The sequence below is a fragment of the Microbacterium sp. NPDC055357 genome (genome assembly GCF_053644835.1).
In genome coordinates this window covers 686,331-702,067 of record NZ_JBSHLZ010000001.1, presented here as the reverse complement: position 1 = coordinate 702,067, position 15,737 = coordinate 686,331, and the positions used below count along the sequence as shown (strand labels likewise).

Below are 15,737 nucleotides of genomic sequence, written 5' to 3'. Positions count from 1 at the left end.
GATCGTCTCGGATGGGCAGGGCGTCGAGGCGGGAGGTCACGCAGGCAATCGTAGGCCGCTTCACGCGCGGTGGTGCCTCGGAGCGTCAGCCGGCGGGTGCGTACTCGGCGGGAATCGCGAGCGACTGGCCGAGCTCGATCGCGCCGCCCGGCAGCGCGTTCAGTCGTGCGATCGCATCGACGACGTCGCGCGGATCGTGTTGCGGAGCAACGGACTGCGCGATCGACCAGAGCGTGTCGCCGTACGTCACGGTCACGGTCGCGAACGTCGCCGACGCGCCACCGCTGTCGCGCGACGCGACAGCCGAGCCGCCGCTCAGCACGGCGAGCGCCAGCAGTCCGGCCAGAGGCAGCGCTGCCGCACACGCGAGCACGCGGCGGCCGCGCGCCGTGGTGCGCAGACGGGTGCGGGACGAGGGAGCGGGGATGGCGATGGCGGTCATGCGGTTCCTCCTGGTGGGAAGGTTCGCATCCGACTTTCGGCCGGGAAAGCCGGATGCGAACTCCTGTTCCGAAGCTATCTTCGATGCTGGACGGTGTCAACCCCGAGCCGGATCGTGCGATGTTCGAACGCGACACGCGGAACTCGTGCCCCCTGAACCCCGCAGAACCGGATACGGTTTCGATGTGGCCACCCCACCACGGGCCTCCGACATTCGAAGACAGGAGTCGATATGAGCGACGCAGGCGGGCGCGAGAAGCCGCAGACGCGACGACGGAAGAGCCTCAGCGACAAGCAGCTGGCGATCCTCGAGGTCATCCAGCGGTCGATTGCGCGGCACGGCTACCCCCCGAGCATGCGCGAGATCGGCGACGCCGTCGGGCTCAAGTCGCTCTCGAGCGTGACGCATCAGCTCAATCAGCTCGAGCTGAGCGGGTACCTGCGCCGCGATGCCGGGAAGACCCGCGCGATGGAGGTGCTCATCGACCTGCCCGGCAGTGCGGCCGAGAACCCCGCCGATGCTGCGCCGTCGGTGGGCGACGCCGCGCTCGTCCCGCTCGTCGGCCGCATCGCGGCGGGCGTGCCGATCACCGCTGATCAGCACATCGACGAGATCTTCCCCCTGCCCCGGCAACTCGTCGGCAAGGGCGACCTGTTCATGCTGCGCGTCTCGGGCGACTCGATGATCGATGCCGCGATCTGCGACGGCGACTGGGTCGTCGTGCGTTCGCAGGCGACGGCCGACAACGGCGAGATCGTGGCGGCGATGCTCGACGGCGAGGCGACCGTGAAGACCTTCCGTCAGCGCGACGGTCACACCTGGCTCCTCCCCCGCAACTCCGCGTTCGAGCCGATCCTCGGCGACGACGCCGTCGTGCTCGGCAAGGTCGTCGCGGTCCTGCGCGCCGTCTGAGCCGCTTGTCCGCGGCACGGCTTAGCGTGGAGGGGTGACGACTCCTTACGGCTCCTGGCCTTCCCCTCTGACCGCTGCGGCCGTGTCCGCCGCTTCGCCCCGCATCGAAGGCGCCCGCCTCGTCGGCGACGACGTGTGGTGGGGTGAGGGCGTCCCCGAAGAGGCCGGCCGCACGACGGTGCGCAGACGCACGGCATCCGGCGGAGTGGAAGACCTCCTCCCGGCACCCTGGAGCGCGCGGTCGAGCGTGCACGAGTACGGGGGCGGGTCGTGGACGGCCACCGACGACGGGGCGCTCGTGTTCGTCGAGAAGACCGACCAGCGCGTCCGGCTGCTCCGTCCCGGGGGTGAGCTCCTCGCGCTCACGCCGCCGGGTGACGTCGACGTGCGCTTCGGCGGCCTGACCGTGCAGTCGGGTCGGCTGCTGGCGGTGCGCGAAGCGCACGGGGCCGGCCCGACCCCCGCGCGAGACATCGTCGAGATTCCTCTCGACGGGTCGGCGGGCGACGACGCCGCTGCGATCGTGTCGCTCGCGGGAGGCACCGATTTCGTCGCGCATCCGGCGCTCAGCCCCGACGGGACGCACCTCGCGTGGGTCGCGTGGAACCATCCCGACATGCCGTGGGATCGCGCACAGCTGCGCGTCAGCGCGCTCGACGGGGGCGCCGCGACGGTCTTCGACGAAGGCGCCTCCCCCCTCCAGCCCGTGTGGCTGGGCGACGACGAACTGCTCTACGCCGATGACCCGACCGGGCGCTGGAACCTGTACCGTCACCGGCTCGGCACCGCGCCGAGCCCCGTGGCCCCCGTCGACGCCGATACCGGCGGCGGTATCTGGGTGCTCGGCACCCGGTGGTTCGCCCCCGTCGACGGCGGTCGCGTCGTCGCCGTGCGGACGCACGGCGGCGACGAGGTCGTCCTCGTCGACCTCGCGGACGGCACGGCGACTCCGCTCGGCCTGCCCGTTTCGGCGAACGCGTCGATCGAGGACGTCTCGGGAACGCGCGTGCTCGTGAGCGGTGCCGACACCGTCTCGGGACCGGCGCTGTGGCTGGTCGACGTCGACGACCCCGCCGGCGCCCGAGTCGTCCGCGGCGGTGAGACCGCGTGGGGACGCGAATGGATGCCGCAGCCCCGCGCCGTCACGTTCGACGGCCCGCACGGCCCCGTGCACGCGTTCGACTATCCCCCGACGAATCCGCGGGCGACCGCCCCCGCAGACGAGCTGCCGCCGTACGTCGTGTTCGTGCACGGCGGCCCGACGGCGCATTCCGGACCGGCGGCCTCCGGCAAGGTCGCCTACCTCACGAGCCGCGGCATCGGCGTGCTCGACGTGAACTACGGTGGCTCCACGGGATACGGGCGCGCCTACCGTGAACGGCTGCGCGGACAGTGGGGCGTCGTCGACGTCGATGATGTCGCGGCGGCGGCCGCCGGGTTGGCAGCATCCGGTGTCGCCGACTCCGCGCGCATCGCGATCGCGGGAGGATCGGCCGGCGGGTGGACGGTGCTCGCCGCCGTCACGCGCACCGACGCGTTCTCGGCGGGGATCTCACGCTACGGCGTGGGAGATGCGCGTTCCCTCGCGGCCGACACGCACGACTTCGAGGCACGCTATCTCGACGGGCTCATCGGCCCCCTGCCCGAGGCCGAAGACGTCTACATCGAGCGATCGCCGCTCAGCCGTCCCGCACTGTTCCGTGTGCCGCTGCTGCTGCTGCAGGGCGCCGATGACCGGGTCGTGCCGCCGGCGCAGTCCGAAGCGGTGCGCGACGCTCTCGCGGCGCACGGCGTGCCGCACGCGTATGTGCTCTACGAGGGCGAGGGCCACGGTTTCCGCAAGGCCGAGACGGTCGTGCACGCGCTCGAGACCGAACTGGCGTTCCTGGGCGCCGTGTTCGGCTTCACGCCGCCGGATGTGCCGCCCGTCACACTCGCGACGGGCGACTGACGGCGCCGCTCAGGCGGGGAAGACCGCGAGTTCGGCGGCGAGGCGCTCGTTCACGTGCGCGTGCAGATAGGTCCCCTCGCCACGGTGCTCCTGGTCGAGGATGATCCCCGTCTCGTGGGCGGCCGAGATGAGGTCGCCGCGGTCGTAGGGCACGATCGCGCGCACTTCGACGGCGGGCAGAGGCAGCGCCTCTTCGATCACGGCGCGCAGCTCTTCGAGGCCCTCGCCCGTGCGGGACGAGACGAAGTGCGCATTCGGCTCGAGGCCGCGCAGCACGAGACGGCTGTCGTCGTCGACGAGGTCGGCCTTGTTGAACACCACGATCTCACGCGTCTCGCGCGCCCCCACGTCGCCGATCACGTCGCGGACGGTCGCGAGCTGCGCGGCGGGATCGGGGTGCGAGGCGTCCACGACGTGCAGCAGCACATCCGCTTCGCCGACCTCTTCGAGCGTCGAACGGAACGCCTCGACGAGCTGGTGCGGCAGGTTGCGCACGAACCCGACGGTGTCGGTGAGCGTGTAGACGCGTCCGTCCGAGGTCTGCGAACGTCGCACCGACGTGTCCAGCGTCGCGAACAGCGCGTTCTCGACGAGTACGCCGGCGCGCGTCAGCCGGTTGAGCAGGCTCGACTTGCCCGCGTTCGTGTAGCCGGCGATCGCGACGGCGGGAATCGTGTTGCGCTTGCGCTCGGCGCGCTTGGCATCGCGCGCGGGAGCGAAGTCGCGGATCTGGCGGCGCAGCTGCGCCATGCGGGTTCGGATGCGACGCCGGTCGAGCTCGATCTTGGTCTCGCCCGGACCGCGTGAGCCCATGCCGGCCCCGCCCGCGCCGACCTGCCCACCGGCCTGACGGCTCATCGAGTCGCCCCAGCCGCGCAGTCGCGGCAACAGGTACTCGAGCTGAGCCAGTTCGACCTGGGCCTTGCCCTCACGGCTCTTGGCGTGCTGGCTGAAGATGTCGAGGATCACCGTCGTGCGGTCGATCACCTTGACCTTGACGACGTCCTCGAGCGCACGGCGCTGGCTGGGCGCGAGCTCGGTGTCGGCGATGACCGTGTCCGCGCCGACGGCGGCGACGATGTCACGCAGCTCTTCGGCCTTGCCGCGTCCGACATAGGTCGCGGGGTCGGGATGGGGTCGGCGCTGCATGACCGCGTCGAGGACGACGGCACCGGCGGTCTCGGCGAGCGCAGCGAGCTCGCGCAGCGAGTTCTCGGCATCCGCCTGCTCTCCCTGCGGGTGCACGCCCACGAGTACGACGTTCTCGAGACGCAGCTGCCGGTACTCGACCTCGGTGACGTCGTCGAGTTCGGTCGACAGGCCCGGAACGCGGCGCAGCGCTGCGCGCTCCTCACGGTCCCACTGCTCGCCGTCGGCGTCGGTCCGGGCGACGGTCGTGTCATCTTGCAGCGCCTGCGCGGAACCGAACACGCGAACCCCCGACCGCGCATCGGCGCGCGCCAGCACGCGATCCACCGCGTCGATCTCTTCGAGCGGCGTCTCGTCGGTGCTGCCGGGTGTCGTCGTATCGGTCATGTGTTCCTTTCGGATGCCGCCCGGAAGGGGCGGCATGTGATTCGTCATGCACGGCGGGCGATCGCCCGAGGATTCTAGCCTCCCCCCTGTGAGGCCACCTCCGCTACGCTCGTCACTCATGGGGAGCGAGCATTACTTCAGCGCCACCCCCGCAAGTCCCGAGAACCTGCGTCGGATCCGCGCCACCCTCGCGGGCAGGGAGGTCGAGGTCACGACGGCCGGCGGAGTGTTCAGCCCCGCGCACGTCGATGCGGGAACGAGCGTCCTTCTGGCGAACAGTCCTGCCGCGCCGCCGGGCGGCCAGCTGCTGGATCTCGGATGCGGGTGGGGGCCGATCGCGCTGAGCCTCGCGCTGGAATCGCCGCACGCGACCGTGTGGGCCGTCGATGTGAACGAGCGCGCCCTCGATCTCGTGCGACGAAACGCCCAGTCGCTCGGGCTCGAGAACGTCAACGCCGTGCGCCCCGAAGATGTTCCCGACGATGTCGTCTTCCGCACGATCCGCTCCAACCCGCCCATCCGCGTCGGCAAGAGCGAACTGCACGGACTGCTCGAGCGGTGGATCCCCCGGCTGGACGATCGCTCGGACGCGTGGCTGGTCGTGCAGCGCAACCTCGGCTCGGACTCGCTGCAGCGCTGGCTCGCGGCGACGTTCGCGCCGGGCTACAGCGTGCATCGTGCCGCGACGGGACGCGGGTTCCGCGTCCTCCGGGTGCGCCGGCACGGGATGCCGCCGAGCGAGCCCATCACGCTGCCCTGAGCAGGCTCAGGCCAGCGTCACCTCGCCCGAGTAGACGAGCGTCGCGGGACCCGCGAGATAGACCCGGCCGGCGCTCATCCGCACGCCGAGACGGCCACCGGGCACGTCGACCGTCCACTGGTCGGGCGCCGTCGGTCCCGCCCATTCGCGCACCGCGAGGGCCGAGGCCGCGACCCCCGTGCCGCAGCTGAGCGTCTCGCCGACACCGCGCTCGAACACGCGCATGCGGATCGAGCCGACGCCATCGTGCACGAGCGGGTCGCTCGGCACGACGAACTCGATGTTCGCGCCCGCCGGCGGCTCGGGGTTCAGCTGCGGGCGCGCCGTGAGATCGAGGGCGTCGAGCTCCTCGGTGTCGGGCAGCGCGACGACGACGTGCGGATTGCCGACGTCGATGCCCATCCCCGGGCGCGGCGCGCCCACTCCGCGCGCTCGCACGAGCACGTCGGGTTCGACGCGCCAGGTGCCGAGATCCACCTCGAAGCCGCGATCGCTGCGGGTGACGGTCTTGGTGCCCGCGCGCGTTGCGACCGGCAGCGGGTCAGCGGCATCCGCCCAGCCGACCTCGGTGAGGTACCGCGCGAACACGCGCACCCCGTTGCCGCACATCTCGGCCTTCGAACCGTCGGCGTTGCGGTAGTCCATGAACCAGGTGACCCCGGATGCGGCCGCCTCGACGCCCTCGTCGATCGCATCCGTGCGCACGACACGCAGGATCCCGTCGGCGCCGATGCCGAAGCGTCGGTCGCAGAGCACGGCGATCTGGTCGTCCGAGAGGTCGAGGGCACCGTCCGGGTCGGGGATCACGACGAAGTCGTTCCCCGTGCCGTGGCCCTTCGTGAAGGCGATCGTCTGGGGCACCGGTTCAGCCTAGCGGCGCACGGCCACGCCGGCGGCGGGAACGCCGGGCTCGACCCAGGTGACGTCGTCGTAGCGCCGGAACCACGAGACCTGGCGGCGGGCGTAGCGCCGCGTGAGCGCCTGCGTCTGCGCGATCGCCTCTTCGCGCGTCAGATCCCCGGCCAGCTCGGACAGCGCCTGCGCGTAACCGATCGCCCGACGGGCCGTGACGCCCTGCTCGAGGCCCTGGTCGCGCAGCATCCGCACCTCGTCGAGGAGTCCGTCGCGCCACATGCCCTCGACGCGGGCATCCAGACGTGCGACGAGCAGCTCACGCGGCACCCCGACGCCGATCACCCGCGTGTGCGGATGCCACAGCACGGGCGCGTCGGGAAGCGCGGCGCCGTGCGTGCGCTCCCCCTGCTCGAGCACCTCGAGGGCGCGCACGACGCGTCGGCCGTTGCGCGGGTCGACCTTCGCAGCGGTCGCGGGGTCGGCCTCGCGCAGCCGTGCGAACAGCACTCCCGGTCCGTGATCGTCGAGCTCGGCCTCGAGTCGGGCCCGCACGGCGGCATCGCGCGGCGGAAACCGGAAGTCGTACAGCACGCTGGAGACATACAGCCCCGAGCCGCCCACGAGGATCGCATCGGCCCCGCGTGCGTGGATCGCCGTGATCGCTGCGCGCGCGGCTTCCTGATACCAGGCCACCGCCGCTTCGTCGGTGACCTCGAGCACGTCGAGCAGATGATGCGGGATGCCGCGCCGCTCTGCCGCGGGCAGCTTGGCGGTTCCGACGTCCATCCCGCGGTAGAGCTGCATCGCGTCGGCGTTGACGATCTCGGCGGAACGGCCTTGCTCGGCGCGCTCCTCTGCCAGCGAGAGCGAGAGCGCCGTCTTTCCGGTTCCGGTCGCCCCGACGACAGCCCACAGCCGCGCGGTCGTTTCAGGCATTCGGGGTCGCTTCCGTCCCGCGCGCGCTCAGCGAACGTGCCCGCGCGCGGGGTACGGCCTGGCCGGGCGCCCGGCCACCGGCGGGGTGCGGGTGCCGGGCGCGAGAGCGAGCGTGCCGGGCCTGGGCGGGCGAACGCACGGTCCTACGCGGGTCGCAGGGTGGGCAGCCCGAGCGCGACGGGGCGCGGAGCTCCACCGGCACCCGCGGGGGCGGGCACGCCGCACGAGTCGGCCTGGGCGCGGTCCCACGCATCGCCCGAGCGGGTGCGCCGGATACGCAGGGGCGCGCCGTCGGGCGAGTCCGCGAGCAGGTGAAACGGGGCGGCGTGCGTCACGACGACCGAGACGACGTCGCCCGGACGCGGCGTCTCCGACCCGTCCGGAACCTCGAAGTGCACGAGCCGGTTGTCTTCGGCGCGGCCCGTGAGCCGGTGCGTCGCGGCGTCCTTCTTGCCCTCGCCCGTCGAGACGAGCACCTGGAGCTCACGACCCAGCTGCTTCTCGTTCTCTTCGTGCGAGATACGGTCCTGCAGCGCGGCGAGCCGCTCGTAACGCTCTTGGACGACGGCCTTGGGCACTTGGTCGGGCATGGTCGCTGCGGGCGTGCCCTCACGGATCGAGTACTGGAAGGTGAACGCGCTCGCGAAGCGCGCCTGCTCGACGACGCGCATCGTCTCTTCGAAGTCCTCGTCGGTCTCGCCGGGAAAGCCCACGATGATGTCGGTCGAGATCGCGGCGTCCGGAATCTTGGCGCGCACGCGGTCGAGGATGCCGAGGAACCGGGCACTGCGGTACGACCGACGCATCGCTTTGAGGATGCGGTCGCTGCCGGACTGCAGCGGCATGTGCAGCTGCGGCATGACGGCGGGCGTCTCGGCCATGGCGTCGATGACGTCGTCGGTGAAGGCGGCCGGGTGCGGGCTGGTGAACCGGATGCGCTCGAGGCCGGGGATCTCCCCCGCCGCGCGCAGCAGTTTGCCGAAGGCCTGACGGTCGCCGAACTCGACGCCGTACGAATTGACGTTCTGTCCCAGGAGGGTCACCTCCATCGCTCCGTCGTCGACGAGCAGTCGGATCTCACCCAGGATGTCGCCCGGGCGGCGGTCCTTCTCTTTGCCGCGCAGGCTCGGCACGATGCAGAACGTGCAGGTGTTGTTGCAGCCGACCGAGATCGACACCCAGCCGCTGTAGACGCTGTCGCGCTTGGTGGGCAGCGTCGACGGGAACACCTCGAGGGCCTCGAGGATCTCCAGCTCGGCCTCACCGTTGTGGCGTGCGCGCTCGAGCATGCCCGGCAGCGAACCCATGTTGTGCGTGCCGAAGACGACGTCGACCCACGGCGCCTTCTGCAGCACGGCGTCCTTGTCCATCTGCGCGAGACACCCGCCGACGGCGATCTGCATGCCCTCGTGCTTGTCCTTGCGGGACTTCAGGTGTCCCAGCGTGCCGTAGAGCTTGCCCGCGGCGTTGTCGCGCACGGCGCACGTGTTGATGACGATGACGTCGGCCTCGGCACCCGACTCGGCACGGACGTAGCCGGCGCTCTCGAGCGACCCCGAGAGCCGCTCGGAGTCGTGCACGTTCATCTGGCAGCCGAAGGTGCGCACTTCGTAGGTGCGGGCGCCGCCGTCGGCCGCGCGCGCGGCGTCGGACGGCGCGATGAGCGTCGGGGTGGTGGAGGGGGTCGTCATGATCCGCCCATTCTACGATCCGGCGCGGCGCGTGGCGCCGCCGGGACGCTCAGCGTCAGCGGAACCGCACGCCCGATGCCGAGCCGGTCTCATCGAGGGCCTGCTTCGCCGCGCTCAGCGCGGTGCTGCCGGAGTATCCCCTGCGCGCCAACTGCCCCATGAGCCGCCGCACGGCGGTGTCGCGATCGAGTGAGGCGAGGCTCCTGGCCTTGCCGCGGGCGAACTCGAGTGCGCGCTCGGCGTCGTCGTCGGGAAGCGAGGCGATCGCGACGTCGGCGATGTCGCGGGGAATGCCGCGCTTGGCAAGGGTCTGGGCGATGACGTGTCGTCCCTGCCCCTTGCGCTCGACAGCCGTGTACACGAGCTGATCAGCCAGCGCGGCATCGTCGAGGTAGCCGCGGCGAAGGAAAAGCTCCAGCAGGCGATCGACGGCGGCCGCATCGAGATCCTGCGCCACGACGACAGCGCGTGCTTCGCGCACCGACAGCGAGCGGGTGCGCAGCTTCTTGAGCAGCACCTTCTCTGCGGCGTCGGCCGCGGCCGACGCGTCGTCGCCCTCGTCATCGCCGCTGTCGTGCGGGTTCGGCTCGACCCACGTGGCATGCCACGCCGGCTCATCTGTCACCGTCTCGACCGAAGGCGGCGGCGCCGGCTGTTCCGGCGCCGCCCGCACCGTGTTCGGCCGTGCCGTGTCACGACCGAACAGCGGGATGACGGGGGCGAGCGCATCCCGCTCGCCCCCGTCACTCATCGCTCAGCCTGGTTGTCGACCGACGTCGAGGCATGGTTGCCGAGCTACGCCGAGGCATGGTTGCCGAGCTGCGCCGAGGCACGGTTGCCGAGCTTCGTCGAGGCATCAGGCCGGTCGCCGCGCGGCCAGTTCGTCAGCGGCCGCCGCATCGACGGATTTGGGCTGGCCGATGCCGAGCTTCGCCTTGATCTTCGATTCGATGTCGGCTGCCATGTCGGGGTTCTTGAGAAGGAAGTTGCGGGCGTTCTCTTTGCCCTGCCCCAGCTGCTCGCCGTCGTAGGTGTACCAGGCGCCGGACTTCTTGACGATGGCGTGCTCGACACCGAAGTCGATGAGGCTTCCTTCGCGCGAGATTCCGACGCCATAGAGGATGTCGAACTCCGCCTGCTTGAACGGCGGGGCCATCTTGTTCTTGACGACCTTGACGCGCGTGCGGTTTCCGACCGCATCGGTGCCGTCTTTCAGGGTCTCGATCCGGCGGATGTCGAGACGCACCGACGCGTAGAACTTGAGCGCCTTGCCGCCCGCGGTCGTCTCGGGCGAACCGAAGAAGACACCGATCTTCTCGCGCAGCTGGTTGATGAAGATCATCGTCGTGTTGGTCTGGTTGAGACCACCCGTCAGCTTGCGCAGGGCCTGCGACATGAGGCGCGCCTGCAGACCGACGTGCGAGTCGCCCATGTCGCCCTCGATCTCGGCCTTCGGCACGAGGGCGGCCACCGAGTCGATCACGACGAGGTCGATCGCACCGGATCGCACGAGCATGTCGGCGATCTCGAGCGCCTGCTCGCCCGTGTCGGGCTGCGACACGAGGAGGGCATCGATGTCGACGCCGAGCTTCTGCGCGTAATCGGGGTCGAGCGCATGCTCGGCATCGATGAACGCGGCGATTCCGCCCGCGCGCTGCGCGTTGGCGATCGCGTGCAGGGTGAGCGTCGTCTTTCCCGACGACTCCGGGCCGTAGATTTCGATGATGCGCCCACGGGGCAGACCGCCGATACCGAGCGCGACATCGAGCGCGATGGAGCCGGTCGAGACGACCTCGACGGGCGCGCGCTCGTCGCTGCCCAGGCGCATGACCGAGCCCTTCCCGAACTGTCGGTCGATCTGGGCGAGGGCCGATTCGAGGGCCTTCTCGCGGTCAGCGGGTGATGGCATGGCGTGCTCCTTGTGCTCTGTCCGTCTCCGGAGGTCCGTCGCCTGTAGGCTGCCGCGCCCCGAACCGGGAGGCTCGAGAACTGCGGCAAGGCGTGTGGTGTCGTTCGACGTGTTCCACGGTAGGCAGGGGCTCCGACATCGGCCGGGGCTCTCGGCGTTCCGTGGAAGACACGCCCTCGACACCCGCTGTGGAGGAGCCTACGTCGACATCGAACGAATCTTCGACGACACGCCGGTGCGCTCAGTGGCGCTTCGGCTCCAGCCGCCCCACGCCATGGCGCCGTTCGAGGGGAACGTCCATCTCGGCGCACAAGGCGAGCCAGATGTCCTTCGGCGGCACGCCGGCCGCGAGCGCATCAGTGCCGGTGCGCCCGCCCACTCCGCCGAGCGACAGGTCGGAGAGCAGCGACTCACCGCGCGCGCCGAACTCGTCGGCGACGGCGCGCAAGAACTCACTGCGTCGCACGAGCGCGGTCGATCCCGCGCGTCAGCGCAGCGAGAGCTCGGGGCCGACCTCGGCGACGAGATCGTCGGGAACGACGTCGGGGAAGCCGTGCAGTCCCTCGAGGACTGAGATGCGATCGCCGACCTCGCGCATGATGGTCGAGATGGGCACGTCCAGTGCCTCGGCGACCGAGGCGAGGATCTCGCTCGATGCTTCCTTCTGGCCTCGCTCGACCTCGCTGAGGTAGCCGAGCGCAACGCTCGCGCGACCGGCAACCTGACGGAGGGTGCGGCCCTTCTGCTGGCGGAAGTCACGCAGGACTTCGCCGATCTCTTGGCGAACCAGGATCATTTTCAGGCCCCCTCCCTTTCGCATTCCGTCCGATGTCCGGGTGGACAACGGTACAACATCGGCTGTTTCCAATCTAATCCCGCGGGCTGTGGAATGGGTGGGAATCGCCGTACAACGAAGAGCCTCGACGAGGCGGTCACAGCTCCTGCAGACAGGTCGCGAGCGCCTTGCGGACGGCTGCGGCGCGGATCTCCGCGCGGTCACCGGGCACGTGCGTCCGCACCGCCGTGCTGCCGGCCGGCGTGACGACCGAGATGCACACCGTGCCGACCGGCTGGCCGTCCTGCGGCTCGGGGCCGGCGACACCCGTGGTCGCGACGCCGACATCCGCGTCCAGCAGACGACGCGCCCCCTCGGCCATCTGCTGGGCGACGGCCGGATCCACGGCGCCGCGCGATGCCAGGAGGTCGCCGTCGACACCGAGCACATCCCGCTTGACGTCGGTCGCGTACGCGACGACGCCGCCGCGCATCGACGCCGACGCTCCCGGAACGTCGATCAGCGCCGACGCGACCAGCCCGCCCGTCAGCGACTCCGCCACGGCGATCGTCCAGCCGCGGGCGGCGAGCCGTCGCAGGATCGCAGGCGCAGCGGCATCCGTCATCGCCGTCGCGCGCGTGCGCCGCGCACTTCGGACACGATGTAGTCGATCCCGCTCGCGATCGTCAGCGCGACCGCGATCGCCATCGTGACGCCGTTGACCCAGAAGATCCACTCCCCCACGAGCGTCCACAGCGGCAGCAGCGCGAGCGAGAGCGCCACGGCTTGAGCGACCGTCTTCAGCTTGCCCATCCAGGCGGCCGCGAGCACGTGGTCGCTGACGACGGCGAAGCGATAGACCGTGATCCCGACCTCGCGCACGAGCACGACGATCGTGATCCACCACGGAAGCTCACCGAGGATCGACAGCCCGACGAACGCCAGTCCCGTGAGCACCTTGTCGGCGATGGGGTCGAGCAGCTTGCCGAGATCCGAGACGATGTCGTGCTTGCGTGCGAGATACCCGTCGATCCCGTCGGTCGCGATCGCGACGATGAACAGCGCGGCAGCCCACCACCGGAGTGCGCCGTCGGCGCCCCCGTCGGCCAGCAGCATCCACAGGAAGACCGGAGCGCACAGGATCCGCACGATCGTGATCGCGTTGGGCAGTTGCCTCGGGATCGCCATGCGCCGAGCCTACCGGCCGCGCCGCGAGGTCAATCGCGCCCCGTGAGTCCCCACGCGTCTTCGGAGCCCTCGTCACTCTCGACGACCTCGTAGCCGTCGAACTGGGTCTCTGCCGCGTCGGGCCCGTAAGGATCGGATGCCGCCGGTTCGGGCACGTCGTCACCGCGAAGCCGTGCGAGCACGCCCGGCAGCTGCTCGTTCGTGACGAGCACGTCGCGGGCCTTGGACCCCTCGGAGGGGCCGACGATCTCGCGCGATTCGAGCAGATCCATGAGTCGCCCGGCCTTCGCGAAGCCGACCCGCAGCTTGCGCTGCAGCATCGAGGTCGAGCCGAACTGCGTCGAGACGATGAGCTCGGCCGCCGCCAGGAGCAGCTCGAGGTCGTCGCCGATGTCGGCATCGATCTCTTTCTTCTCGACGACGGCCGCGACATCGGAGCGGTACTCGGGTCGCGCCTGGTTCGTGACGTGCTTGACGACCTTCTCGATCTCGGCTTCGCTCACCCACGCGCCCTGCACACGCAGAGCCTTCGACGTGCCCATCGGCAGGAAGAGCCCGTCGCCCTGCCCGATGAGCCGATCGGCACCGGGCTGGTCGAGGATGACGCGCGAATCCGTGACGCTCGTGACGGCGAAGGCGAGACGGGAGGGGACGTTCGCCTTGATGAGCCCCGTCACGACGTCGACCGAAGGCCGTTGCGTCGCGAGGACCAGGTGGATGCCGCTCGCTCGGGCGAGCTGCGTGATGCGGACGATCGAGTCCTCGACGTCGCGGGGAGCCACCATCATGAGGTCTGCGAGCTCGTCGACGACGACGAGCAGGTACGGGTACGGCTTGAGCACGCGCTCGCTGCCCGCGGGCAGCTGGATCTCGTCGGCGACGACCGCCTTGTTGAAGTCGTCGATGTGGCGGAAGCCGAACGACGCGAGGTCGTCGTAGCGCATGTCCATCTCTTTCACGACCCACTGCAGCGCCTCTGCGGCCTTCTTGGGGTTCGTGATGATCGGGGTGATGAGATGCGGTACACCGGCGTACGAGGTCAGCTCGACCCGCTTCGGGTCGATCAGCACCATGCGCACGTCGGTCGGCTTGGCGCACATGAGCAGACTCGTGATCATCGAGTTCACGAAGCTCGACTTGCCCGACCCGGTCGAGCCCGCGACCAGCAGGTGGGGCATCTTCGCGAGGTTCGCCACGACGTAACCGCCGCCGACGTCCTTTCCGACGCCGATCGTCATGGGGTGCGTCGATCGCACGGCGTTCTGCGAGCGCAGGACGTCGCCGAGCGTCACGATCTCGCGGTCGGCGTTGGGGATCTCGACGCCGATCGCGCTCTTGCCGGGGATCGGCGCGAGGATGCGCACCTCGTTCGAGGCGACCGCGTAGGCGATGTTGTTGGTGAGCGCCGTGATGCGCTCGACCTTGACGCCGGGACCGACCTCGATCTCGTACTGCGTGACCGTCGGCCCGCGGGAGAAACCCGTGACCTTGGCGTCGACGGAGAACTGCTCGAAGACGTTCGTGATGGCACGCACGACGGTGTCGTTGGCCTCGGACCGCGCCTTGTGCGGCGTTCCCGCCGCCAGCGCATCGACCGAGGGCAGCCGGTAGTCGGCCGAGGACTGCGGGCCGTCCGTGCCCACGCCGTCGAGTCCCGGCAGCATGCCGTCGTCGGCCTGGTCGTGCGTGTCGTCGTCGCGCAGGCCCGTGCCCGAGCGCTTCGCAGCCTTCGCCGCCGACAGCACGGCAGGGTCGATGACCTCGGTGAGGGCGTCGGTCGTCGGCACCGGCGGCGGCGGCGAGGGCGGTGCGATGGCCTGCTCGAACCCGCCCTGGGGCGATCCGACCGGCAGCAGCTCGGTGAGATCCTGCGACCCGAGCCCGTCTTCGGGGTCCTTCTCGCGACCGGTCTTGTTGCGACGCCACCACGGCAGTGCCGAATCTTCCCCGTCGCCCTCGGGGGTCTCGGTGAACTCGACGGCGGACTTGGGGGCACGCGGTTCGGCGCCGAACATCCAGGCGTAGAGCTCGCCCAGGCGGTGGCCGATCCGGTTCGGCGGCGTCTTGGTGATGATCAGGATGCTCAGCACGGCCAGCAGCGACAGCACGATGTACGCGCCGACGTCGGTCAGCAGCATCGCGACGGGCTCGCCGATCATCCAGCCGAACAGGCCTCCCGCTTCGCTGAGAGCGGGCAGTCCGGAGTTCGGCTGCGGGCGGCCTCCCGCGACGTGGCAGAAGCCCGCGACGGTCCATACGAGCAGGCCGAAGCCGATCCCGATGCGGCCGTTGTCATGGACGGAAGACGGGTGCCGGAAGAGCCAGCCGGCGAGCACGAGAAGCAGGACGGGCAGCACGAACGCCTCGCGGCCGAGCAGTCCGCCCACGCTGTAGGCGCTGATCGTCGCGGCGACGTCGCTGCCGATGAAGAACCACTCGTTGACGGCACCGGCGACGGCGAGCAGCACGAGCAGGAACGGGAAGCCGTCGCGGCGCTGGTCCTTCTCGAGCGTCTCGGGTCCGAACGTGCGGAACAGCCCGCCCGTCGCGTGAGCGACGGCGAGCCAGGCGCGGACGAATCCGGACGGTCGTTCGTCGTCGCCGACGTATCGCTTGGGCGCCGGCTCGGGTTTGCGGGCGCGCGACGACGATCCGCGTGCGGGCGCACGACCATTCTTGGTCGGGCTTGAGCTCCTGGCCATTCCCCCACGGTACGCGCCGCCTCGGACAATTCCGGGAGCGACGCGACCCTTCGGGACGGTCGGGGAGCCGCGAATCAGCC

At 70.4% G+C, this 15,737-nt stretch carries 15 protein-coding genes; 3 read left to right on the top strand and 12 right to left on the bottom strand.

Features of this window, described 5'->3' with window-relative positions:
• Positions 1-85: 85 nt before the first annotated feature.
• Positions 86-442, bottom strand: coding sequence for a LysM peptidoglycan-binding domain-containing protein (locus tag ACWICD_RS02955; RefSeq protein WP_454139214.1), 357 nt, complete (start codon positions 440-442; stop codon positions 86-88).
• 231 nt (positions 443-673) lie between these two features.
• On the opposite strand from ACWICD_RS02955, the gene lexA reads away from it, so the two are divergent.
• Both lexA and ACWICD_RS02945 read left to right on the top strand, forming a co-directional pair.
• Positions 674-1,354, top strand: a complete 681-nt coding sequence (lexA, locus tag ACWICD_RS02950; protein ID WP_376128220.1) for a transcriptional repressor LexA — start codon at positions 674-676, stop codon at positions 1,352-1,354.
• 34 nt (positions 1,355-1,388) lie between these two features.
• The gene (locus ACWICD_RS02945) at positions 1,389-3,305 is read left to right on the top strand and encodes a S9 family peptidase (RefSeq protein WP_454139213.1); all 1,917 of its coding nucleotides are present in this window, start codon (positions 1,389-1,391) and stop codon (positions 3,303-3,305) included.
• A gap of 9 nt (positions 3,306-3,314) precedes the next feature.
• Here the strand turns inward: ACWICD_RS02945 and hflX are convergent, their stop codons facing one another.
• Positions 3,315-4,841 carry a GTPase HflX gene (hflX, locus tag ACWICD_RS02940; protein ID WP_376131384.1) on the bottom strand — a complete coding sequence of 509 codons (1,527 nt, stop codon included), beginning with the start codon at positions 4,839-4,841 and terminating at the stop codon, positions 3,315-3,317.
• 118 nt (positions 4,842-4,959) lie between these two features.
• Between hflX and ACWICD_RS02935 the strand changes: the two genes are divergently transcribed.
• Positions 4,960-5,601 carry a class I SAM-dependent methyltransferase gene (locus tag ACWICD_RS02935; RefSeq protein ID WP_376131382.1) on the top strand — a complete coding sequence of 214 codons (642 nt, stop codon included), beginning with the start codon at positions 4,960-4,962 and terminating at the stop codon, positions 5,599-5,601.
• Positions 5,602-5,607: 6 nt separating this feature from the next.
• Here the strand turns inward: ACWICD_RS02935 and dapF are convergent, their stop codons facing one another.
• From dapF to ACWICD_RS02885, 10 genes are all read right to left on the bottom strand, one after another.
• The gene (dapF, locus tag ACWICD_RS02930) at positions 5,608-6,462 is read right to left on the bottom strand and encodes a diaminopimelate epimerase (RefSeq protein ID WP_376131379.1); all 855 of its coding nucleotides are present in this window, start codon (positions 6,460-6,462) and stop codon (positions 5,608-5,610) included.
• Between the two features lie 9 nt (positions 6,463-6,471).
• Entirely contained in the window at positions 6,472-7,392 is a 921-nt protein-coding gene (gene miaA / locus ACWICD_RS02925) for a tRNA (adenosine(37)-N6)-dimethylallyltransferase MiaA (protein WP_454139212.1), read from the bottom strand.
• A gap of 143 nt (positions 7,393-7,535) precedes the next feature.
• The gene (gene miaB, locus ACWICD_RS02920) at positions 7,536-9,083 is read right to left on the bottom strand and encodes a tRNA (N6-isopentenyl adenosine(37)-C2)-methylthiotransferase MiaB (protein ID WP_376131374.1); all 1,548 of its coding nucleotides are present in this window, start codon (positions 9,081-9,083) and stop codon (positions 7,536-7,538) included.
• A 55-nt stretch (positions 9,084-9,138) separates the two neighbouring features.
• Positions 9,139-9,834 carry a regulatory protein RecX gene (locus ACWICD_RS02915; protein ID WP_454139211.1) on the bottom strand — a complete coding sequence of 232 codons (696 nt, stop codon included), beginning with the start codon at positions 9,832-9,834 and terminating at the stop codon, positions 9,139-9,141.
• 105 nt (positions 9,835-9,939) lie between these two features.
• Positions 9,940-10,992 carry a recombinase RecA gene (gene recA, locus ACWICD_RS02910; RefSeq protein WP_376130570.1) on the bottom strand — a complete coding sequence of 351 codons (1,053 nt, stop codon included), beginning with the start codon at positions 10,990-10,992 and terminating at the stop codon, positions 9,940-9,942.
• 241 nt (positions 10,993-11,233) lie between these two features.
• Positions 11,234-11,458, bottom strand: a complete 225-nt coding sequence (locus tag ACWICD_RS02905; protein ID WP_454137018.1) for a DUF3046 domain-containing protein — start codon at positions 11,456-11,458, stop codon at positions 11,234-11,236.
• Between the two features lie 21 nt (positions 11,459-11,479).
• Positions 11,480-11,788 carry a helix-turn-helix domain-containing protein gene (locus ACWICD_RS02900; RefSeq protein ID WP_376130564.1) on the bottom strand — a complete coding sequence of 103 codons (309 nt, stop codon included), beginning with the start codon at positions 11,786-11,788 and terminating at the stop codon, positions 11,480-11,482.
• 136 nt (positions 11,789-11,924) lie between these two features.
• Positions 11,925-12,392 carry a CinA family protein gene (locus ACWICD_RS02895; RefSeq protein ID WP_376130561.1) on the bottom strand — a complete coding sequence of 156 codons (468 nt, stop codon included), beginning with the start codon at positions 12,390-12,392 and terminating at the stop codon, positions 11,925-11,927.
• Positions 12,389-12,955 carry a CDP-diacylglycerol--glycerol-3-phosphate 3-phosphatidyltransferase gene (gene pgsA / locus ACWICD_RS02890; protein WP_454139210.1) on the bottom strand — a complete coding sequence of 189 codons (567 nt, stop codon included), beginning with the start codon at positions 12,953-12,955 and terminating at the stop codon, positions 12,389-12,391. The genes ACWICD_RS02895 and pgsA overlap by 4 nt, the downstream gene beginning before the upstream one ends.
• A 29-nt stretch (positions 12,956-12,984) precedes the next feature.
• Positions 12,985-15,657, bottom strand: a complete 2,673-nt coding sequence (locus ACWICD_RS02885; RefSeq protein ID WP_454139209.1) for a DNA translocase FtsK 4TM domain-containing protein — start codon at positions 15,655-15,657, stop codon at positions 12,985-12,987.
• Positions 15,658-15,737 lie beyond the last annotated feature (80 nt).